At 59.0% G+C, this 21,356-nt stretch carries 20 protein-coding genes; 13 read left to right on the top strand and 7 right to left on the bottom strand.

What is annotated here, in order from left to right; genetic code table 11:
* Nucleotides 1–38 precede the first annotated feature (38 nt).
* On the top strand, nt 39–1,718 hold the full coding sequence (locus tag QS713_RS07120) for an ABC transporter family substrate-binding protein (RefSeq protein ID WP_313273919.1): 1,680 nt from the start codon (nt 39–41) through the stop codon (nt 1,716–1,718).
* Nucleotides 1,719–1,870: 152 nt separating this feature from the next.
* On the opposite strand, the gene QS713_RS07115 is transcribed toward QS713_RS07120, so the two are convergent.
* Nucleotides 1,871–2,470, bottom strand: a complete 600-nt coding sequence (locus tag QS713_RS07115) for a hypothetical protein (RefSeq protein ID WP_313273918.1) — start codon at nt 2,468–2,470, stop codon at nt 1,871–1,873.
* A 179-nt stretch (nt 2,471–2,649) separates the two neighbouring features.
* Between QS713_RS07115 and typA the strand changes: the two genes are divergently transcribed.
* A complete protein-coding gene (gene typA, locus QS713_RS07110) occupies nt 2,650–4,569 on the top strand; it encodes a translational GTPase TypA (RefSeq protein WP_313273915.1) in 1,920 nt (639 codons plus the stop codon).
* A 111-nt stretch (nt 4,570–4,680) separates the two neighbouring features.
* Here the strand turns inward: typA and QS713_RS07105 are convergent, their stop codons facing one another.
* On the bottom strand, nt 4,681–4,998 hold the full coding sequence (locus QS713_RS07105) for a putative acetyltransferase (RefSeq protein WP_313273913.1): 318 nt from the start codon (nt 4,996–4,998) through the stop codon (nt 4,681–4,683).
* Nucleotides 4,999–5,092: 94 nt separating this feature from the next.
* Here QS713_RS07105 and fdxA point away from each other — a divergent pair, with 94 nt between their 5' ends.
* Nucleotides 5,093–5,416, top strand: a complete 324-nt coding sequence (gene fdxA, locus QS713_RS07100) for a ferredoxin (protein WP_102217128.1) — start codon at nt 5,093–5,095, stop codon at nt 5,414–5,416.
* 109 nt (nt 5,417–5,525) lie between these two features.
* On the top strand, nt 5,526–6,881 hold the full coding sequence (locus QS713_RS07095) for a citrate synthase (RefSeq protein ID WP_313273909.1): 1,356 nt from the start codon (nt 5,526–5,528) through the stop codon (nt 6,879–6,881).
* Nucleotides 6,882–6,977: 96 nt separating this feature from the next.
* Here the strand turns inward: QS713_RS07095 and QS713_RS07090 are convergent, their stop codons facing one another.
* Together QS713_RS07090 and QS713_RS07085 are read right to left on the bottom strand one after the other, a co-directional pair.
* Entirely contained in the window at nt 6,978–7,775 is a 798-nt protein-coding gene (locus QS713_RS07090) for a Maf family protein (protein WP_313273907.1), read from the bottom strand.
* A gap of 16 nt (nt 7,776–7,791) precedes the next feature.
* The gene (locus tag QS713_RS07085) at nt 7,792–9,558 is read right to left on the bottom strand and encodes a DUF885 domain-containing protein (protein ID WP_313273906.1); all 1,767 of its coding nucleotides are present in this window, start codon (nt 9,556–9,558) and stop codon (nt 7,792–7,794) included.
* Nucleotides 9,559–9,865: 307 nt separating this feature from the next.
* Here QS713_RS07085 and QS713_RS07080 point away from each other — a divergent pair, with 307 nt between their 5' ends.
* From QS713_RS07080 to QS713_RS07070, 3 genes are all read left to right on the top strand, one after another.
* Nucleotides 9,866–10,150, top strand: a complete 285-nt coding sequence (locus QS713_RS07080) for an HU family DNA-binding protein (protein WP_102217124.1) — start codon at nt 9,866–9,868, stop codon at nt 10,148–10,150.
* A 238-nt stretch (nt 10,151–10,388) separates the two neighbouring features.
* Nucleotides 10,389–10,751 carry a DUF3039 domain-containing protein gene (locus QS713_RS07075; RefSeq protein WP_102217123.1) on the top strand — a complete coding sequence of 121 codons (363 nt, stop codon included), beginning with the start codon at nt 10,389–10,391 and terminating at the stop codon, nt 10,749–10,751.
* Complete coding sequence (locus tag QS713_RS07070; RefSeq protein ID WP_313273904.1) at nt 10,748–12,553, top strand: DEAD/DEAH box helicase; 1,806 nt, start codon at nt 10,748–10,750, stop codon at nt 12,551–12,553. Before QS713_RS07075 ends, QS713_RS07070 begins: the two co-directional genes overlap by 4 nt.
* Before the next feature lie 4 nt (nt 12,554–12,557).
* Here the strand turns inward: QS713_RS07070 and QS713_RS07065 are convergent, their stop codons facing one another.
* The gene (locus QS713_RS07065; RefSeq protein WP_313273902.1) at nt 12,558–13,895 is read right to left on the bottom strand and encodes a nicotinate phosphoribosyltransferase; all 1,338 of its coding nucleotides are present in this window, start codon (nt 13,893–13,895) and stop codon (nt 12,558–12,560) included.
* Between the two features lie 58 nt (nt 13,896–13,953).
* Between QS713_RS07065 and clpS the strand changes: the two genes are divergently transcribed.
* From clpS to QS713_RS07045, 4 genes are read left to right on the top strand one after another with little or no spacing between them, the layout of a single operon-like run.
* Entirely contained in the window at nt 13,954–14,262 is a 309-nt protein-coding gene (clpS, locus tag QS713_RS07060) for an ATP-dependent Clp protease adapter ClpS (RefSeq protein ID WP_313273901.1), read from the top strand.
* A 52-nt stretch (nt 14,263–14,314) separates the two neighbouring features.
* Nucleotides 14,315–14,935: a DUF2017 family protein gene (locus QS713_RS07055; RefSeq protein WP_313273899.1), complete on the top strand. Its 621-nt coding sequence runs from the start codon at nt 14,315–14,317 to the stop codon at nt 14,933–14,935.
* Nucleotides 14,936–14,959: 24 nt separating this feature from the next.
* The gene (murI, locus tag QS713_RS07050; RefSeq protein ID WP_313273896.1) at nt 14,960–15,760 is read left to right on the top strand and encodes a glutamate racemase; all 801 of its coding nucleotides are present in this window, start codon (nt 14,960–14,962) and stop codon (nt 15,758–15,760) included.
* Nucleotides 15,757–16,554: an MBL fold metallo-hydrolase gene (locus tag QS713_RS07045; RefSeq protein WP_313273895.1), complete on the top strand. Its 798-nt coding sequence runs from the start codon at nt 15,757–15,759 to the stop codon at nt 16,552–16,554. Before murI ends, QS713_RS07045 begins: the two co-directional genes overlap by 4 nt.
* Nucleotides 16,555–16,558: 4 nt before the next feature.
* On the opposite strand, the gene QS713_RS07040 is transcribed toward QS713_RS07045, so the two are convergent.
* Together QS713_RS07040 and rph are read right to left on the bottom strand one after the other, a co-directional pair.
* Nucleotides 16,559–17,347, bottom strand: a complete 789-nt coding sequence (locus QS713_RS07040; RefSeq protein WP_313273894.1) for a non-canonical purine NTP pyrophosphatase — start codon at nt 17,345–17,347, stop codon at nt 16,559–16,561.
* On the bottom strand, nt 17,347–18,150 hold the full coding sequence (rph, locus tag QS713_RS07035; protein ID WP_313273893.1) for a ribonuclease PH: 804 nt from the start codon (nt 18,148–18,150) through the stop codon (nt 17,347–17,349). The genes QS713_RS07040 and rph overlap by 1 nt, the downstream gene beginning before the upstream one ends.
* 36 nt (nt 18,151–18,186) lie before the next feature.
* On the opposite strand from rph, the gene nudC reads away from it, so the two are divergent.
* Complete coding sequence (gene nudC, locus QS713_RS07030; protein WP_313273891.1) at nt 18,187–19,149, top strand: NAD(+) diphosphatase; 963 nt, start codon at nt 18,187–18,189, stop codon at nt 19,147–19,149.
* A gap of 188 nt (nt 19,150–19,337) precedes the next feature.
* Nucleotides 19,338–21,347 (top strand): ATP-dependent helicase, encoded by a 2,010-nt coding sequence (locus QS713_RS07025; RefSeq protein WP_313273888.1) that lies wholly within the window; start codon nt 19,338–19,340, stop codon nt 21,345–21,347.
* Nucleotides 21,348–21,356 lie beyond the last annotated feature (9 nt).

The following is a 21,356-nucleotide window of genomic DNA, read 5'->3' as shown; positions in this document are numbered from 1 at the left end:
GTGCAGACGTGATTCATCGGTATGGAGGAGGTACTACGGTGAAACGAGTGACACGGGTACTGGCAGCAGCCGCAGCGGCGGGTGCGCTGGTACTAACGGGCTGCGCTAGCGGCGGTGGTTCTGGCAGCGGTAAAGGTTCCGGTGACGCCCCGGCAGCTAGTGATATTAACGCAATGGATCGCAGTAAGTTGAAGGAAGGCGGCAAGCTGCGTCTTGAGATTGGCACATTCCCCGCTAACTTCAACTACCATCAGGCGACGGGGAACACCGCTGATTACGGCACTATTCACAATTTCACGATGCCGACGAACTTTGATAACAGTGCAGACAATAAGCGGACCCCGAATCCGAACTTCATTAAGGATGTGAAGGTGGAGGACGGCCCACCCCAGGTGGTGACGTTAACGCTGAATCCGGATGCGAAATGGGGCAACGGTGATCCCATTACCGCCAAGGATTACATTGCCACCTGGAAGGCATTGAACGGCGAGAACGAGGGATATGAAATCGCCAGCACTGACGGTTACCGCGAGGTTAAAGAAGTAAAACAGGGTAAAGACGAGTTCGAAGTAGTCACGACCTTCAAGTCGACGTACCCGGACTGGCAATCGATGTGGTCCACTGTGGAGAATGCGGAGGCAGTGAAGGACCCGGAGACGTTCAATACGGCGCGACAGAAAGAACCGCACCCCGAGTGGGCTGCCGGCCCGTTCAAGATCTCTAAAGTGGATCAAGCGCAGAAGATGATCACGCTGGCGCCGAACGAGAACTGGTGGGGCGATAAACCACTGTTGGACGAGATGACGTTTAAAGCGATGACCCCGGATCTGCGTGGGAACGCGTTTGCGAACAACGAGATTGACGTCGTGACCTCGATTGTGACGAAAGATGAGTTCGACAAGGTGCAAAAACGCAGTGGGGCGCAGGTGCGTGCAGCCAGTGGTTTGCAGTGGCGCCATATCACGTTTAATAACAATGCTGGGAACCTGAAGGACAAGAACGTGCGGCAAGCGATCGTGAAGGGCACGAACCGGAAGGCGATTGCTGCTTCTGACTTGGCGGGGCTTCCCGTTGACGTTGACAAACTGATGGTGGGCAACCACTTCTTCGTCCCCACCGACTCCGAATACGCGGATAACTCCACGGACTTCAAGTACGATCCGAAAGCGGCCGAGAAGCAGCTCGACGAAGCAGGGTGGAAGAAAGAGAACGGCAAAGATTACCGGATGAAAGACGGTAAGGAACTGGAGATTAAATACTCCATGCTGGTTGGGATCCCCACCTCGGAAAACGAAGGGAAACTCTTCCAAGACGACATGAAGAAGATTGGCGTTAAGGTCAACTTGGTGAACACGTCGCAAGAAGAGTGGCAGAACGTGCTGCAGAATCGGCAGTTTGAATCCGTCTCGTTCGCGTGGGAGTCCACGGTGTTCCCAATGAATAACATCACCCAGCTGTATGGCTGCGAGGCACCTCAGAACTACTCGGATGCGTGCAACGAAACGATTAAAGAACTCACGCCGAAAGCAGATACTGAGCTAGATCAGAAGAAGCGTGCAGAAATTGTGAACAAGATTGATAAAGCAATCTGGGATGAAGTGATGGTTATGCCTCTGTACCGCCGCATGGACTTCACCGCTGTCCCATCTGACCTAGCGAACTTCGGTTCATTCGGGCTCGCTAGCCCGCGTGCAGAAAACATCGGCTTTGTTAAATAGGCCTGTTGGATAGGTTTGTTTATACAGGTTTGTTGAATGAACCCTAGGTTCATTTAGGTGCCCCGGGGCGCACAACTTGGTTTGCGATACCGCAGCCGGTTGAGTGCTCACCGGGGCACTTTTATTGAACGAAGAGCAGGGAGAGCGTGGGATTAAATGAACCACAGGGAAGCCCAAAGAGCCGCCAGAGCAAGGCAGGCAAATAATGTGGGATAGTTTAAGCGCCGGCTCACGGTGAATGGTGCGGGCGACCCAGGCTGGGAGTAACCCGCTTGTTCCACGCGGGCGCGTTGTTGCTCATGCTCTTGCGTGCAGCGGATCTGCAACTGCTCGTGCTCACGCCTGTACTGCAGGGTGGTTAGTAATTCTCGCCCCTGGTTGGCATCCAAATCGCACGTAAACTGTGGGCGGGCTTCGTCAATATGAGGCAGTGGCAGCGGAGTGCGATCCCCAATGCGGCGCAGCGAACTGGGAGGCTGGCAGGCAGACAAACGGTAGTGCTGGCCGCTGGCGACAAGGATTAAGCCAAGCCGCACCTCTACTCCCTCAAGCGCATCCCAAGGAACAAACACGCGGGTCCAGACATTACGGGCCCACACGCCCTTCCCATCTACGACTAGCAGCGGAACCCACCACAGTAACCACGCGACAACTAAGACGGTGGCGATCACCGGAATGGAACGCCAACCTTGACGAAACCCATCGGAAAACAAGAAAAACCCGCCGGCGAGCAGACCAAAAGCAGCTAGCACCAGCACACCTATACGCGGCGCGCGCGCACGTGAAACAATGACGGGGAACATGCCAAGAGCATACCTATCGCGCCTGGCACGTGTCGAACGTCGCATCGCAGTGGTTTCGGCATGACGCTGGCGAAAGACTAGAGTTATAACTGATTTTTAAGACAATGAGGAGCCCTGAGGAGATCCGTATGCACAGCCGTGAAGATATCCGTAACGTCGCTATCGTTGCCCACGTGGATCACGGTAAAACAACGCTGGTGGACGCGCTTTTGCGTCAGGCCGGTGCTTTCTCCGCCCACGAGGAGTCGAAACAAGAAGATCGGGTGATGGACTCTGGGGATCTGGAACGGGAAAAGGGCATCACCATTCTGGCGAAAAACACGTCGGTGCACTACCGGGGGCAAGCCGCGCAAAAACGTGGTCTGACCGATGGGGTGACCATCAACGTGATCGACACTCCGGGCCACGCGGATTTCGGTGGGGAAGTGGAGCGAGGCTTGTCAATGGTTGACGGCGTACTCCTGCTCGTCGATGCGTCCGAGGGGCCTCTGCCGCAAACCCGGTTCGTGCTGCGCAAAGCGTTGGAAGCGCGCATGCCCGTCGTGGTGGTAGTGAACAAAGTGGACCGGCCCGATCAGCGCATTAACGAAGTGGTTGATGAGACCACGGACTTGTTGCTTTCCCTCGCGGAAGACCTCGTGAATGAGGGGGTGGAGCTGGACCTGGATCGGCTGCTGGACGTGCCGGTAATATACGCGTCCGCGAAACTGGGACGGGCCTCCCTGACGCAGCCCGAACCCGGCGAGGTGCCCGATTCAGACTTAGAGCCCTTGTTTGAAACCCTGCTCGAAACGATTCCGGGGCCGGTGGTGGACACGGATGCGCCGCTGCAGGCGCACGTGACGAACTTGGATGCGTCTCCATTTTTGGGCAGGATTGCGCTGCTGCGCATTCATGCGGGCAAGCTAACTAAAGGGCAGAATGTGGCGTTAGCGCGCCGCGACGGCAGCATTGAAAACGTGCACATCACTGAGCTGTTGCGCACCGAAGGTCTGGAGCGGGTCCCAGCGCAAAGCGCGACCGCCGGTGACATTGTGGCGGTAGCTGGGGTTGACGACATCATGATCGGGGAGACCCTGGTGGATCCGGAGGATCCGCGGCCACTTCCGCTAATTCACGTGGACGATCCTTCCATTTCGATGACGATCGGTATTAACACGTCCCCCATGGCTGGGCGTGTGCGGGGAGCGAAGGTAACTGCTCGGCAGGTGAAAGACCGGTTGCAGCGCGAACTAGTGGGGAATGTGTCGCTTCAGGTGCTGCCTACCGACCGTCCGGATGCGTGGGAGGTGCGGGGCCGGGGTGAACTGGCGTTGGCAATCTTAGTTGAACAGATGCGGCGCGAAGGGTTTGAACTCACGGTTGGGAAACCGCAGGTGGTTACCCGCGAGATTGACGGGGTATTGAGCGAACCAATGGATGCGCTCACGGTTGACGTTCCGGAAGACTACCTGGGGGATGTGACTCAGCTGCTTGCAGCCCGCAAAGGCCGGATGGAAACAATGGCGAATCACGGAACCGGGTGGGTGCGCATGGAGTTCACCGTGCCGGTGCGCGGTCTGATTGGTTTCCGTACCGCGTTCCTCACAATCACGCGCGGCACCGGGATTGCGGCGTCGATCAGTGCGGGCTACGAGCCGTGGCACGGGGTAATTGAATCGCGCAAAACCGGGTCTTTAGTTGCCGACCGGGCGGGGCAAGCGACCCCGTACGCCATGGTTAACTTGCAGGAACGGGCCACGTTCATCATTGAGGCCGGCTCCGAAGTTTACGAGGGGCAAGTGGTGGGGGAGAACCCACGCAATGAGGACATGGACGTGAACGTGTGTCGCGAGAAGAAACAGACGAACACGAGGGCTGCGTCCGCGGATAACTTCGAGGGCCTGGTGCCGCCGCGTCGCTTGACGTTGGAGGAGTCACTAGAGTTCGCCTCTAACGACGAATGCGTGGAAGTGACGCCGCACGACATCCGCATCCGCAAGAACGTGCTTTCAGCCCAGGAGCGTTTCAAGATCGCAGCGCGGATTCGCCGGGGCGCACGCGGCTAGACAAAACGCGGGTCGGAACGCAGGCAGTACGATCGTGTGCTACCGCGCCGGTTTCCGCTGAACGCCATAGTTGCCTAAATACTGGCTGCGGCTAAGACGCAGCCGGTGGGTTCACTGCCTTTGCGTGGGAGGCGCCGGTGGCACTCGCTTTCCTGTCACCATGGTTTGCGCCGGTACTGTAACCGGGCCGCGTTTAGTTTCAACGGTCACGGAGTGCGCATTCACTTCCGTTAGGTGCCCGAGTGCGTCGTGCAGACCGTCTGGGAGCCGGTAGCGCACCACTACGCGTTCCCCCACCTGCCAGGCCATCCACGGTAGCTGGGGCGTGCTTGCTCCGTGTTCGGCTTGGGGCCTGCTTGTGCCATGCTCGCGCTGGGGCTTGGCTGTGCTGCGTTCGCGGCGGGGTCCAGTTGCGTTATGTTCGTTCATAAGTGAGATAATAGTAGACGCCGATTGAGGTACTTTTTCTCCCGGTGCTTACGGCACCCAAAGTGCTTGGATCGATTGATTAAGGAGTGGAGTTTTGACCTACATTATCGCCCAACCGTGCGTAGACGTTAAAGACCGCGCGTGTGTAGACGAATGTCCAGTGGACTGTATTTACGAAGGTAACCGTAGCTTATATATCCATCCTGAGGAGTGCGTTGACTGCGGTGCGTGCGAACCAGTGTGCCCGGTTGAAGCGATCTTCTACGAAGATGATGTGCCAGACGAATGGTCTGATTACTACCGTGCGAACGTGGATTTCTTCAAGGACTTGGGATCCCCCGGCGGGGCCATGGCGGTAGGCAAACAAGACTTCGACGATGAGATGATCGAGAACCTTCCGCCTCAGAATCAAGATTAAGAAAAGAAGCGGCCTCTAACTATCGAAAAAACCTCGATTTCGAGATATTCTCACTATGAGGAGTGCCACAGCGGATCGTTGTGGCAACGATTTAGATGGGAGAGGCGTCATGGCTGACAAGAAGGTAGCTGACAAGGTGTCAGAAAAGAAATCTGATGCCCCAGTGGATGGCAAACTCATAGATGGGAAACAAGAAGTTCCTTTAACTCGGGTCCGTGGGAAGCGCGGCTCGGATGGTTTGAGTGTCGGTAAAGTACTGTCCACCACCGGTGATGTCGTGTACGACCCCGGGTTCACTAATACAGCTGCTTGTTCCTCAGCCGTCACTTATATTGACGGTGGTGCCGGCGTGTTGCAGTACCGCGGTTACCCCATCGAGCAGTTGGCGAAAAACTCCAGCTTCTTGGAGACCGCGTACTTACTGATCTATAAGGAGCTGCCTAAGGCGGCGACGCTCGAAGCGTTCTTGCGTAGAATTAAACGCCACCGAATGCTGCACGAAGATTTCAAAGCGTTCTTCACCGCGTTCCCACACAATGGGCATCCGATGGCTATCTTGCAAGCTGGGGTAGCGGGTTTAGCTACTTACTACCAAGAGACTTTGGATCCGGCGGACGATGAGGCTTTGGACCTGGCCTCGGTGCTGCTGTTGGCGAAAATGCCAACGATGATTTCTTACATCCACAAGCGTGCCGTCGGCTTGCCGCTGCTGTACCCGGACGCGCGTCGTTCGTACACGGAAGACTTCATTCGGATGACGTTCGGCCTGCCCTACCAGTCCTACGATATTGATCCCACTATCGTGCGGGCCCTGGATATGCTGTTCATCCTGCATGCGGACCACGAGCAGAACTGCTCTACATCTACGGTGAGGGTGGTTGGTTCCTCGCACGCGAACTTGTATGCGTCTGTGGCGGCGGGGATTGGGGCCCTGTCTGGCCCGTTGCACGGCGGTGCGAATGAGGCCGTGTTGCGCATGCTTCAGCGGATTCGCGATTCGAAGCAGGACGTTAAAGACTTCGTGAACCGTGTTAAAGACAAGGATACGAACGAGCGGCTGATGGGCTTTGGCCACCGCGTGTACAAGAATTACGATCCGCGTGCAGCGATTGTGAAGGATGTAGCGCACGACGTGTTGGATCGTTTGGGTCGCTCCGATGAGTTACTTGAGATTGCCATGCAGCTTGAGGAGATTGCGCTTAACGACGATTACTTTATTGAACGCAAGCTGTATCCGAACGTGGACTTCTACACGGGCTTGATCTACTCTGCGATGGGCTTCCCGATGAAGATGTTCACCCCCCTGTTTGCGCTTGGACGCCTCCCCGGGTGGATCGCGCAGTACCACGAGATGGCGCGTGACCCGGAGACCCGGATTGGCCGGCCCCGCCAGGTGTACACGGGTGAGTTGGATCGCGAGTACGTGCCGTTGCGTCAGCGCACGATCCGCCCCGGCCAGGAGTAAATTGAATCGCTCGCGGGCTAGTGCCTATTAGGAGGTGCTAGCCCGCGAACTGATGTCACGAGCCTGTTGGGCGCTGGGCCTGTGCGGACATGAGTACTATCGACGCTCCGCTGCGAGTCTAGCTGCCCACAGTGAGGGCCAGGCTACCCCGAGTTGTTTCGCCATGGACCTCAAAAGTGGTAGGGAAAGGCCGACCACCGCATGGGGATCACCTTCCACCCCGCGGATGAATGGGCCACCTAAACCGTCGATCGTGAAGGCACCGGCAACTTCCAGCGGCTCACCCGTGTTGACGTATGCGCGGGCTTCCGACTCGGAGATGTCCCCGAAGTGCACCACAGTCTCCGCTTGCGCCACCACGTGTTCAACTGTTGAGACGCTGCCACTGGCGTGGTCAATGGACACCAGGTAAGCCGCGTGTCCCGTGTGTAGGCACGTGGATTTACCAGACTGCGCCCGGATCCGCTCGAGGGCAAGTTCTGGCGTATGTGGTTTTCCTACCAGCGCTCCATCGGTTTCCAGCATGGAATCGCACCCAACCACTAGCCCGCGGCTGGCTTTGGTCTGTGAAAAATCTATGCTCGTTAGTTCCGCCACCACCGCGCGGGCTTTTGCCTGCGCGAGTGCGCACACTTTCTGCGCGGCCTGCTGTGCCCCATGCGGGTTCACGAACTGTTTTAGAATCGCCTCCTCATCCACGTGGGACACGCGGATAATCGGGTCCAAACCCGCGCTGCGCGCCACCTGAGCCCGCCCGGGCGACTGCGACGCTAAAACAAACGCGACCGGGCCATCAGACTCCACCGGATTACCAGGCGCTTGCGGATCATCAGACGCCACCGAATTACCAGGAGCTTGCGGACCATCAGACGCTGCCTGACTATCAAATGCCACCGGGCCTCTGAATGGGTTACTCATCGCTGTTCAACGCCCGGTCTAGTACGGATAGGGGTAAGCCACCCAAAGCGAGGGCCTCATCGTGGAACTGCCGCAAACTGCGACGTTCACCCGTGACGGGGTCGGGCTGGGCCAAGTAGTGGTCGCGGGTCAGTTCCCACTGGTGTTGCCCCACCTTGTACGCCGACGCTTGTCCCGGCCACCCGAGGTAACGCGTAGTCTCGAACTGCAAGAACGCCGGTTGCATTGCGACGTTACTAGCCATGAACGCCCACAGGTGGTTGCGGTCCCACCCACCCGGCTGCGCGTCCACCTGCCCCAGGTTGCGGTACGGGGAGTCTTGCATATGCGCCTCATATTCCCGTTCAGTGATCCCAATTTCTTCCAAGTATGAGGTATTGGGCCGGCGCAGTTCGCAATGCAATCCAATGTCGACCACCACCCGCGCCGCACGCAGACGCTGTGAATCGAGCATGCCCATGCGCTCACCGGGGTCCGTTAGGTACCCTAACTGGTCCATGAGCGCTTCTGCGTACAGGGCCCACCCTTCCCCGTGGCCGGGATACCAGCACACGTTTGCCCGCCACGTGTTCAACCGGCCTTGCAGCGCCGTGGCTCGCCCCAGCTGCATGTGGTGTCCGGGCATGCCCTCGTGGTAAACAGTGGTTTTTTCTTGCCACGTGTGGAACACTTCTTGCCCAGGTGGAACCGACCACCACATTTGACCCGGCCGCGAAAAGTCCGCCGACGGTGCCGTGTAGTAGATCCCCCCGTCCGCAGACGACGCAATCATGCATTCAATGTGCCGCATCGGTTCAGTGACCGTGAAGTGCTGGCCCGCTAGGTCTTCTACCGCTTGGTCCGCGACCTGCTGCATCCATTTTTTGAGGGCGTCGGTGCCCCGCAGCTGATAGCGTTCCTCCTTGTCCAAGTTCGCCAGCGCCTGCGCCACAGTTGTGTTTGCGCCGTACAGTTCATGCGCGATCTCTACCTGTTGCGCGTGGATGCGGCGCAGTTCTTCCAGCGCCCAATCGTAAGTCTCCTCCGGGTCAATGCGCATTCCCAGAAACTCCATGGAATGCAGCCGGTAGTTTTGCCGTCCCACCGCATCTGGGTTCACACTCGCGGGCCGCACGTGCACTTTAATCCACTGGGCGAACTCCGCGGTCGCTTCCGTAGCAGCAAGGCTTGCCTGCTGCAGCTCCGCCTTCATGGACGCGGGCAAGTTAGGGGTTTCAACCACTTTTTTGTACGGGTTAGAGTCACTTATTTGCGCCCGGAGGTCCTCTAGCAGAGCTTCGGTCTGCGTGCGGGTCGGCGCGTGGCCACTGTCAATCGCAGTTTCAATCCCAGCGCGGTAGGTATCCAGCGCCTCAGGAACCGCGCGTAAGCGCCGCGAAATGTCCTCCCAGTCGCGGGTTGAAGCAGTTGGCATTAGCGCGAAGGCGTCGCGGATACTATGCATCGGGGTAGCGATGTTACCCACGTTCCCCACTGAAAGTCCGGCCTCATGCAACGCCAGTTCCCCGTTGAGGGACTGCACCAACGCCATCTTCGTCACCTCATCGGTCGCGTCAGCGGTGGAAGTGTTCTGCACTTTCGACAGAGTGCGTTTGACTAAGGTGGCGCGCTGCTCGGCTCCGAAGGCCGAATAATCCGCGAATGCCCGTTCTGGCAGGCGATGGCCTAACCCGATCGCCAAGTCGGGTTCTAATTGTTGCAGCTGCTCCACGTACTGATCCGCAAGCTGGTCCAACGCGGACGGTTTACGACGACTCATAGCGCCCCTCAAGTACCTCAAGAATTAACCAAGTTATCACCGCCAGTTTAACCACCTACCTCTATCGCGGGAAACGCACGGAAAAACCGAGTGACATGGCGAGATTATGAGGAAAGGTTGGGGATAATAACAGAAAATGCGCGGCAACAGAATAAACGCGGAGAAAAAGTTGCAATTTCTAACAAAAAGGCCACAGATTGAGCCTTAAACCTGACAACGAGCGCGAAAAGCTCTAATGTAACGGTTGTGAGACGCGTTAAGCGTTCTTTCCCGATATTTAGATATCGTCTAATCGAAAGGTCTTTTCATGTCCGTTAACCGCACACAGCTCGTAGCTCAGATCGCAGAGAAAGCAAACCTCACCAAGGTGCAGGCTGACGCCGCCCTGGCTGCTTTCCAGGACACGCTCATTGAATCCCTGTCTGAAGGGGAGCCCGTAAAGGTAACTGGTCTTTTCTCGGTGGAGCGCGTTTCTCGTGCCGCCCGCACGGGCCGTAACCCGCAGACCGGTGAGAAAATCCAGATTCCCGCTGGCTACGGTGTGAAGATCTCCGCTGGCTCCACGTTGAAGAAAGCGGTTTCAAACAAGTAACACGGGTTTGAACTTGAACGCCTCGGGGTAATCCCCGGGGCGTTTTTGCGCGCCCAGCGCAGTGAGGCCGTCCGTTCGCGTGACCCACCACAGTGGGGCCACCCGTTCGCGTGACCCAGCGCAGTGAGGCCGCCTGCAGGTGGTGCGCCCGCAAGTGGTGCACCTGCAGGTGGTGTGCCCACAAGTGATGCGTAGCCCCGGGGGTTGCCTCTGAGACAGCCTGCTTTAGGATGGAGGTATGTATGCCTCAGATAATCTCGACTCACCCGCCGCACCCGGTGGGCCCGACACCCCCGGTGCACCGCCGGTAGCGCCGCAAGGCGCCCCTCAGGGCGGTACATCCGTACTGGAACGCACGGAAACGAAAGAACAAAAAGACCCCGGTGACCGCGATCGGTTCGCTCATTTTGTGCGTAAAGACCGGGTTGGGCAGTCGATGATTTCTGGCCAACCCGTGATCGCCCTGTGCGGTAAAGTGTGGGTGCCGATGCGCGACCCCAGTAAGTACCCGGTGTGTCCGCGCTGTAAAGCGCTGCGCGACCAGATGGGGAAGTTTGGTAAAAACTGGCCGTATTCAGATGGAAACTCGGGGGATAAGTGAACGAAGGGGAGAACAAGCCCCACAGCTCCTACCCGCAACAAGCTTCAAGCGCTGCTGCCGAACAGCTACCACCCGCGTTCCCTGCGCGAGCCGCATGGGGGACAGCGGGTAATCTTCGTGCGTGGCAGGCGCAGGCGCTAGCGCAGTATTTAGAATCTGGCGCAACTGATTTCTTGGCGGTAGCTACCCCCGGCGCGGGGAAGACAACGTTCGCGCTGCGCGTAGCGGTGGAGCTAATGGGCCGGGGCGTCGTCAGGAAAGTGACGGTGGTGTGCCCCACTGAACACTTAAAGAGTCAGTGGGCAGATGCGGCCGCGCGTGTGGGCATCCACATTGACCCCGCTTTCACGAACTCGCAGGGCAGAGCAGGAGCTCATTTTGACGGCGTGGCCGTGACCTACGCCCAGGTGGCTGCGAACCCGCCGTTGCACGAGTTACGCACCCGCCAGTTCCCCACGCTGGTTATTTTGGATGAGGTTCACCACGCGGGGGATGCGCTGTCTTGGGGCGATGGGATCGCGAAAGCATTTGGCCCCGCGGTGCGGCGCCTGTCCCTCACGGGCACGCCTTTTCGATCGGATACCGCAGCGATTCCGTTTGTGCGCTACGAACGTGACGAGCAGGGGGTGCGCCGATCTAAGCCGGACTACGAGTACGGGTACACGCAAGCGCTAAAAGACGGGGTGGTGCGCCCCGTACTGTTCCACTCTTATTCGGGGCAGATGCAGTGGCGGACGCGGCACGGTGACGAGGTCAGTGCTCGGCTGGGCCAGCCGCTGACCAAAGACATGATGAAGCAGGCGTGGCGCACCGCGTTGGATCCGAAAGGGGAGTGGGTGGCGTCCGTGCTGGCGGCCGCAGATCAGCGCCTATCCCAAGTGCGCCAGTCCGTGCCCGATGCTGGCGGGTTAGTGATTGCGTCTGATCAAAATGCGGCGCGGGCGTATGCGCGTCATCTGCGGATGATCACAGGTAGCCCCGCCACCGTCGTCATTTCTGACGACGAGGGTGCCTCCGACCGCATTGACGCGTTCGCTAACTCTACGGACCGGTGGATGGTTGCGGTTCGAATGGTGTCCGAAGGGGTGGACGTGCCCCGCTTGTCGGTGGGAGTGTATGCGACGAACGCGGCAACCCCCCTGTTTTTCGCGCAGGTGGTAGGCCGGTTTGTGCGGGCTAGGCGGCGAGGTGAGACCGCGTCTGTGTTCATCCCGTCCGTGATGGATCTGCTTGAACTGGCAGAGCAGATGGAGGTGCAGCGCGACCACGCGTTGGACCGGCCTGAGAAACAGGAAATGTTCGACGACGAAGTGGCGTTGCAGCAGGCCCAGAAAGAGGAACGAGCCAGTGAAGAGCTGCTGCCCGGCTTTGAGGCGCTGGGGGCGCAAGCGGAGTTCGACCGCGTGCTGTTCGACGGTGCCTCGTTCGGGGAAACCGCGGACGTGGGGTCTGTTGAAGAGCAGGACTACCTTGGGATACCGGGGTTGTTGGAGCCCGATCAGGTGACGCAGCTGCTGCGCGCCCACCAGGCAGAGCAGGCGCGGACGAAACGTCGTGAAGCCCGCAGCGCCCAAAAGCGCGCAGAGAACTCAGGGATGTCACTGCACCGACAGCGGGCTGCTAAACGCAAGGAGCTTTCGCGTCTTGTGTCCACGTGGGCCCGCCGCTCCGGGCAGGCTCACGCGAAAATACACAACGAGCTGCGCCGGCGGTGCGGTGGGCCAGAAGTACCTCAAGCGAGTGTGGAGCAGATTGATGCGCGCATAAACCTGCTGCGCTCGTGGTTTGTAGGCGGAAAGTAGGGCCTCAAACGCGTTGGTAGCGGGTGGTGACGGCGGGTTCGCCCTGCGACAGTCGCCACCCCTGGTACGGCAGTTCGTTGCGGGCTTTGACGTGGCGTTCTTTCGCGGCTTGTAACGATTCTTTCGAACAGTGCTCCGTTTGGATCTCACCGTCGATTATGAGCGGTACCTGCAGTGGACGCGCTCCCGCTTCTTTTAGCGCCGCCATGGCTGCATCACGAGGGCCCATCACGAGGAGTTCCTCGGTAGCGTACCCGTCTGCCCCGTAGACCCGACCGGCGTATTTACGGCCTCCGACAGTGGATTTTGAAGTGGAGTGCTTCGCTACGTTAACGCAGTTACCGTGCTCATCCCCACGAGCCACCATCTTGTAGACCAGTGCCGCAGTGGGCACGCCGGAACCGGTTACCAACCGAGTTCCCACCCCGTAGGAATCGACGGGTGCCGCACCGAGTGCGGCAATGGAGTACTCATCCAGGTCGCACGTAACCGTGATCTTTGTTGACTCAGCACCCAGAGAATCCAACAGGCCCCGCACTTTGAAGGCTTGTGCCACCAGGTCACCGGAATCAATGCGGACCGCTCCGAGTTCACCACCGGCCTCGCGGGCTATGCGCACCGCCCGTTCCACTCCCTCGTACACGTCGTAAGTATCTACCAGCAAAGTGGTGGAGGTGCCGAGCGCATCAACTTGTACTTTGAACGCGTCATCTTCCGTGTCGTGCAGCAAAGTGAACGCGTGTGCGGACGTGCCGATCGTGGGGATCCCGTAGCGGATCCCGGCCTCCAGGTCGGAGGTGCCCCCAAACCCACCGATCACTGCGGAACGCGCAGCAGAAACCGCGGCGCGCTCATGGGTGCGCCGTGCCCCCATATCCATGCACGGGCGGCCGTGCGCGGCAATCGTCATGCGCGACGCGGCGGAAGCCACCGCGCAGTCGTGGTTAAAAACAGACAGCGCTAGAGTTTCGAGCATCACCGCTTCAGCGAACGTGCCCTCAACAGTGAGGATCGGTGACCCCTCAAAATAACACTCCCCTTCCGCATACCCGTCAATGCGGCCGCGGAAGTGGAAGTCTTTCAAAAAATCCAAACAATCGTCGGAAACAATGTGTTTTTCTGCGAGCCAATCGATCATCCGCGGGGTGAACTCGAACCGCTGCAGGGCCTCTAACACGCGTGCGGTACCGGCGACGACACCGAAACGACGGGTAGCAGGCAGTCTGCGGCCAAACAGTTCGAACACGCTGCGACGTTCGTGGTGGCCGGATTTCAACGCGGCATCCACCATCGTCAGCTCGTACATATCGGTCAAAAGTGCAGTTGATACTGAAGCAGGCATAAGTAAAGTATAGGCCGAAAGTGCCATAACTTGGTGATCTATTGCATAAGCTGAGATTATGCAGGTCGGTCCCCTTATCGATGAACAAAAACGCGAACAACCCGCAACCTCAGCATTTGAGCATGACCAGTGGGTCACCGTGGTGTGGGATGATCCGGTGAACCTGATGTCGTACGTGACGCGCGTGTTCCAACGCCACTTCGGGTATTCACCGCAGCGTGCCGAATCCCTCATGCTGCTAGTTCATAACGAGGGCAGAGCAGTGGTGGCGCGGGGCCTACGCGAACACATGGAAGCGGATGCGCTGGCAATGCATGGGTACGGTCTGCAAGCAACGGTGGAACCGGCGACCTCAAGCGAATCATAGAAGGACGCGCATTGACGAATCCGGCACGAGTAGATAGGTAGCGAAACGGGCAGTGTATATCAGCGTGTTTGAACGAGACGAACAGGGCTACCGGGCTGCGTTCGACGCGGATGTTGAAGCGATCTTCACCCAGCTTCTCGGCGAGGCACTGCAGGTATTAGACGCGCCGGTGGATCCGGTTACCAGCGTGCTGACAGCCACCGTGGAAGAAGAAGTGACTCGCCCCGAACCTCAAGATCCGGCGTTGCGAAAGCTGATTCCACCGCTCAGCTCGGACCCTCAAGAAGCGCAAAAACTTCGGGCCCTAACGGAAGAATCACTGCGGTACGACAAGAGCCAACGGCTCCACGCGCTCCTACAGTGCCTGCAAGAGCGAGAATCGCCAGAAGAAATCTGGATCCCGCTGGGGCAAGAGTGGGAGTGGTTGGCTGCGCTGAATGACTTGCGGCTCGTGCTGTCCGCTCAACTGCCAGTGGATGACGCCGAGGTGATGGGCATTTTAACTACCCGGGCGGAGCAGATCCTCTTTGCGGGCGGGCCACCGGAGGCATCAGAGAATTCGGGTACGTGGTTGGATCAGGATCCTGATGCGCCGCAGCTGCAGTTCACTGCCGTCATCTATGTCATGGTGTCTTGGTGGCAGGATTCACTCATTCAGATACTGCCCCAATGAGGTGCTTAACAGTACTCTAAGAGCATGGGGAATGCGCCAATAGGGATTTTTGATTCAGGCCTTGGAGGGCTCACGGTGGCGCGTTCTGTGATTGATAAACTCCCCCGCGAATCCATTGTTTACCTGGGGGACACTCGGCACACCCCGTATGGGGATAAGTCGCTTGAGGACGTGCGTTCACTAACTTTAAGGGCGCTCGATGAGCTGGTGGACCGCGGAATTAAAATGCTCGTCATCGCCTGCAACACGGCGTCTGCAGCGGCTTTGCCACAGGCGCGGGATCGCTATGACATTCCCGTTGTGGAAGTGGTGCAACCGGCTGCGCGGCGCGCTGGGGCGTTGACTCGCAACGGCCACGTTGGGGTATTAGCCACGGCCGCGACCGTGCGTTCCGGGGCGTACAAACGAGCGTTCTCAGCTTTCCCCGGGGTGTCCCTAACCCAGCAGGCATGCCCGCAGTTCGTGCCGTTTGTGGAACGAGGGGAAACGACCGGTGGGCGCATCCTGCAGATAGCACGTGAATATTTAGCGCCCGTGCAGGCAGCCCACGTGGACACAGTGATTTTGGGGTGCACGCACTACCCGCTGCTCACAGGCGTGCTGTCTTACGTGCTAGGGGAAGGCGTGAACCTCGTGTCCTCCTCCGAAGCCAGTGCCGACGAGGTGTATCACGTGCTGACGAACCGAGAAATGCTGCGCACCGAGCTGGACGCTCCCTCGTACGAATTTTATGCCACAGGGCAAAGTGAAAGTTTTGAACCGCTAGCGCGCCGCTTTTTGGGGCCCGTTGTCTCTCACGTAAAACACTTGGAGGTACGTGAATGAAACTGACAGTTGTGGGATGCACTGGGTCGATGTCCGGCCCGTCCGCCCCCGCATCGTGCTACCTGGTGCAGGCACGCGGGATAGATGAGGTTTCGGGTAAAGACCGCACGTTCTCGGTGGTGCTCGACTTGGGGCCGGGTGCGTTCGGGCAGTTGTGGCGCTACATGGACGTGCGCAAGATCGATGCGCTCTTGCTTTCGCACACGCACGCCGATCACATGGGAGACATCATTTCAATGCACGTGCACCGCAAGTGGCATCCGGATGGGCCACTTGGCCCGGTGATGCTCGCGGCCCCCGATGGGGTGTTAGATCGCGTGCGGGGCATTGATGGGGCCCGGCCCGAAGAGCAGTATGAGGGCGAGTTCGCGCCGTTCACCTTAGAAAATGAAGGGTCTTTTCAGGTTGGTCCGCTGAGGATAACACCGTACTCGGCGCGCCACACGGTACCGGCGTTCGGGTTCCGCATCGAAGGGCCAGCCGAGGAAGAACCGGGCAATAGTGTTTCTCTTGCCTACACGGGGGACACGGACACGTGTGCGACGATTACGCAGATGGCGCGCGGCGTTGACCTACTGTTGTCCGAAGCGGGGTTCACCGATGCGGATGAGCCGCGGGGGATTCATCTAACCGGGGAACGCGCCGGGCAGCTGGCGCGTGAGGCGCAGGTGAAAACCATGGTTCTGACACATATTCAACCCTGGACGGAAGGTACCGTAGTGCTCGCGGAAGCGTGCCGCGCGTGGGACGGCCCCCTGTCCGTCGCCTACGCCGGCGCCACCTACGAACTGTAACTAGTTACGCGAGCTGTTTTCTGATCGCTTCCGCTAACGCCCGGAACGCTTTCCCGCGGTGCGAGAGTTCATTTTTGCGGGCCGCGCTGATTTGCGCTGAAGTTTGCTCGAGCCCCTGCGGCACAAAAATCGGGTCGTATCCAAACCCACCTTCCCCACGTGGCCGCTCGATTAGGTGACCGCGCATAATCCCGTGCTCCACTACCTCAAGCGCACCTGACGGCTGGGTTTCCAACGGGTTTTGGGGCCCGTTTTGTGACCCTGGTTCCGTTACACTCCCAGCTGCGTTTGCCTCTAGTTTTTTTGGTTCCTGAGGTGCGGTTGCCTCTAATTTCCGTGGTTCCTGAGGTGCGTTCGACCCTTCTGGTTCCATTATGTCCTGAGGTTCGGTTCGTCTCGGAACGACGAGGGCGGCCGCACAGTGGAACTGCGCGCCCCGGTGCGCTGGGGCAATGTCCGCGAGTTGGGCGAGCAGCAACTCCAGATTCGCGCGATCATCGCCATGAGTGCCTGACCAGCGGGCAGAAAAAATGCCGGGTGCACCGCCGAGCACGTCTACGCACAACCCTGAGTCGTCCGCAACGGCCGCCAGCCCAGAAGCATTCGCCGCGGCCCGCGCTTTAATCAGAGCGTTCTGCTCAAACGTTAATCCGTCTTCCACAGGTTCGGGGTAACCAAAATCTGCTGACGTAACAATGTCCTCACGCGCCAAATCGGGAATCAACGGTTCCAAGATTGCGTGCAGCTCATCTGCCTTATGCGCATTATGCGTCGCCAGTATTAGCCGCGCCACTACTGCACCTGCTTCGCGGCAGCGTCATGCTGGGAAGTGCCGGACTCGGCCAGGGCCTGTGTTTGCAAACGCGTGAGCTCCGCACACCCTGTTTCCGCCAGGTCGAGCAGGGTCCCCAGCTCAGCACGGTTAAACGGCGCGTGCTCGGCCGTGCCCTGAACCTCAACAAAATCACCCGAACCAGTCATCACCACGTTCATATCCGTCTGCGCCCGCACGTCCTCTTCATACGGCAAATCCAAACGCGGCTGTCCTTCAATAATTCCAACGGAAATCGCCGCAACCGAATCCTTGAGCACCTTCCGAGAAGCCGTATCGCGGCGAATCCACTTCTTCTTCTGCCCAAACGCAATCGCATCAGCCAACGCAACGTACGCGCCCGTAATCGCCGCGGTGCGCGTACCCCCATCGGCTTGAAGCACGTCGCAATCGAGCACAATCGTGTTCTCACCCAGCGCCCGCATATCCACCACCGCGCGCAGCGAGCGGCCCACTAAACGTGAAATCTCATGGGTCCGCCCACCGATTTTGCCCTTCACTGATTCGCGTGCACTCCGGGTAGCAGTGGCCCGAGGCAGCATCGCGTACTCTCCCGTGACCCAGCCTTCACCACTGTCCTTACGCCACCGCGGCACCCCCTCGGTTAGCGACGCCACACACAAAACCCGCGTGCGTCCGAACTCAATCAACACCGAGCCTTCCGCATTGTCAATCCAGTTACGCGTAATCTTAACGGGGCGCAGCTGATCCACCTGACGGCCATCGGCCCGCACCGTTTTCTTCCCCTCATCTTGTTTAGCCATATGTTAAGACTACCGTTTTCCACTAGCGTGGTAAGTATGAGACTACAACTGCCGCTAGCGAGCGGAGAGTGGGAACCCTGTACCTACGCACGCGAGTACCTGGACCCCCTTGCGCTCGCCCAGAACCTCACGCAAAACAACGACCCTGAAGTAGAAAAGGCGTTCCTACACACGATTCGCACGCACTGCCCAGGGCAAAACCCGCAACGCATCCGCGCGATCATAACCGCTGATAGCCACCGCTTTGCCATGGCGGGCCACGGGGTACGCCACCGCGTACCAGACGTGGACATGCGTTCGATCGCCCACGTGTTCTTCCTAGGCGTCGAACAAGGCACCGCTATTTTGGGCATGGCGATGCGGCCGGGGAACACAGACGGATATTCGGATATTCGCCGCATGGGCCCCGACATGGATCCAACGGATGCGCAGATGGTCGCAACCTGCTCCGGGCTGGCCTCCTGGCACGACCGCGCCCAATTCTGCGCCCGCTGCGGAGGGCCCACGCGGTTCGAATTCTCCGGTTGGCAACGCACCTGCCGAAGCTGCGGCGCCACCGAATACCCGCGCACCGACCCGTCGATAATCACCGCTATAACCGACGCCTCAGACCGACTTCTAGTAGCGCACAACACGCTGTGGCGCCCTGGCTACGCATCTTTAGTGGCGGGGTTCATGGAAATGGGGGAGGCGCCCGAACAAACCGTGCGCCGCGAAACTAAAGAAGAAGTCGGGCTAGAGGTGGATCAGGTGCGTTACGTGGGGGCGCAAGCCTGGCCTTTCCCGCGTTCACTCATGCTCGGATTCACCGCGCGCACCACCACAAGCCAACCGGCCGTGCGGGTTGACGGCGTAGAAATCGACTGGGCCCGGTTCTACACCCGCGAAGAATACGCGGCTGCTCTAACCGCAGGGGAAGTGGGGGCTCCCGGCGCAATCTCAATTGCCCACGCGATGATCCGCCGGTGGTTCGGTGGGCCCCTACCACACGTGCACTAGCTTTTTGTCTGCCGCGTGTTATTTTGTCTTCTACGCGCGCACTAGTCCACCTGCCGCACGCGCGTTAGTTTCTTTGCCGTTGGTGCGCTATTTCCCCTGCTACGCGTGTTGTGGCGTCCGTGCCATAGTATTGGTTGGCGCTAAGTTTTGAAGACCATCATTCGAGCAGCATTTGAAAAGGAGCGGAAGTGGAAGCACAGCAGCTGCTGGAAGCCCTCGACGATCAACAAAGGGCGGTGGCTCAGCAAGTAACCGGCCCCCTGTCTGTCCTCGCGGGTGCGGGCACGGGGAAAACCCGGGCGATCACATACCGAGTGGCCTACGGCGCTGCAACCGGGGCGTTCGACCCCCACTCCGTCCTCGCGGTCACATTCACCAGCCGTGCTGCCACCGAAATGCGCGCTCGCTTGCGCACCCTCGGAGTTGGTGGGGCACAAGCCCGCACATTCCACTCCGCCGCGCTGCGTCAACTGCGGTACTTTTGGCCACAAACCATTGGCGGTAACCTCCCTCAAATAATGGAACATAAAGCTTCTATGGTGGCGTCTGCAGCAGTGCGCCTGGGGATAAAGGCGGATAAGGTTTCTGTGCGCGACATTGCTGCGGAAATCGAATGGGCAAAAGTCTCGATGATAAGCCCCGCCCAGTACGCACAGCAGCTTACCCGCCACCGCCGGGAACCACCCGCCGACCTGGATGCGCAGACAATGGCGGATCTGCTCAACGTGTACGAGGACGCCAAAAATGAGCGCGGGGCGATTGATTTTGAGGACGTCCTGCTGCTCATGGTTGGGATCTTGCAAGATAGCGAATGGGCCGCCCGCACCGTCCGCGGGCAGTATCAGCATTTTGTGGTCGACGAGTTCCAAGACGTATCTAAACTTCAACACGAACTGTTGAACCTGTGGCTTGGGGGCCGCCACGACGTCTGCGTGGTCGGTGACGTGGCACAAACCATTTACTCATTTACCGGCGCTACCCCAAAGTACCTCGTGCACTTTGAAAAAGACCATCCCGGTGCCCGCCGCGTAGAACTTTACCGCAACTACAGATCCACCCCCCAGATTGTCTCGATGGCGAACTCCGTTCTGAGGGGCCGACGCGGCGCACTGCCCGACGGAGCAGTAAAACTGGAGTCACAACGCAAATCCGGCAAAGCAGTGGCATTCAACACGTTCGACGACGTGACCGCGGAAGCTCGCGGGGTGGCCCGGCAGATCAAAGGCCTCCTCGAAACCGGGGTGGCCGCCCAAGATGTCGCCATCCTGTTTCGCACAAACGCGCAGTCAGAAGCGTTTGAGGAAGCACTCGCGGACGCGCAAGTGCCTTTCCAACTGCGCGGCGGAATCCAGTTTTTTAACCGTGACGAAATTAAGAAGGCGATTGTGCTGCTGCGCCAGATCGCTCGCACCACCGGTGATGCAGAAGACGCGCCCGTGGTGCAGATTGTCGAAGATATTGCCTCGGATCTGGGGTGGAGTGCGAAACCGCCGCAGACTCACGGGGCGGTGCGAGAGAAGTGGGATAACCTCGATGCCCTGGTGAGTTTGGCACACGATCGGGCAGATCTGTCGCTTACGCAGTTCGCAGCGGAAATGCAAGATCGGCAGCAGACCCAGACAGCCCCCCAGATTTCGTCGGTAACGCTGTGTTCGCTGCATGCGGCGAAGGGGTTGGAATGGGATCACGTGTTCCTAACCGGGGTGTGTGAGGGGTTAATTCCAATTACGTACGCCAAATCTGCGGATGCGCTTGAGGAGGAGCGGCGCCTGCTTTACGTGGGTGTGACCCGTGCCCGCGACCAACTGGTAATTTCATACTCTCGGGCGCGTGGCCAGGGGCGGGCTGCGAATCAGAAGCCGTCCCGATTCTTGGAGCACGTGTGGCCGAATGCGCACACTAAAACGCGGGCGAAACCGCGGCGGCAACGCAAACGCGAAGAGATCGAAGAATTGCCCGCCGATGCGAAACGCGTGTTTGACGCTTTGCGGCAGTGGCGCCTCATGGTCGCTAAGATCCGTTCCGCCCCCGCGTACACGGTGTTCACCGACAAGGTGCTGATCGAGATTGCGATAGTGAAGCCGAAAACAATGACCCAACTGGGCGCTGTCCGAGGGGTGGGGGCGACGAAACTGGACCGTTACGGTGGTGACGTGCTCGCCGTCATCCGCGAAACCGCAGCCGAATCCGAACACTAGGGCGAGCTG

The organism is Gleimia hominis (genome assembly GCF_032085515.1).
Classification (GTDB): domain Bacteria; phylum Actinomycetota; class Actinomycetes; order Actinomycetales; family Actinomycetaceae; genus Gleimia; species Gleimia hominis.
Note: the sequence above shows the minus strand (reverse complement) of the source record. Positions and strands in the feature narration are given on the sequence as shown.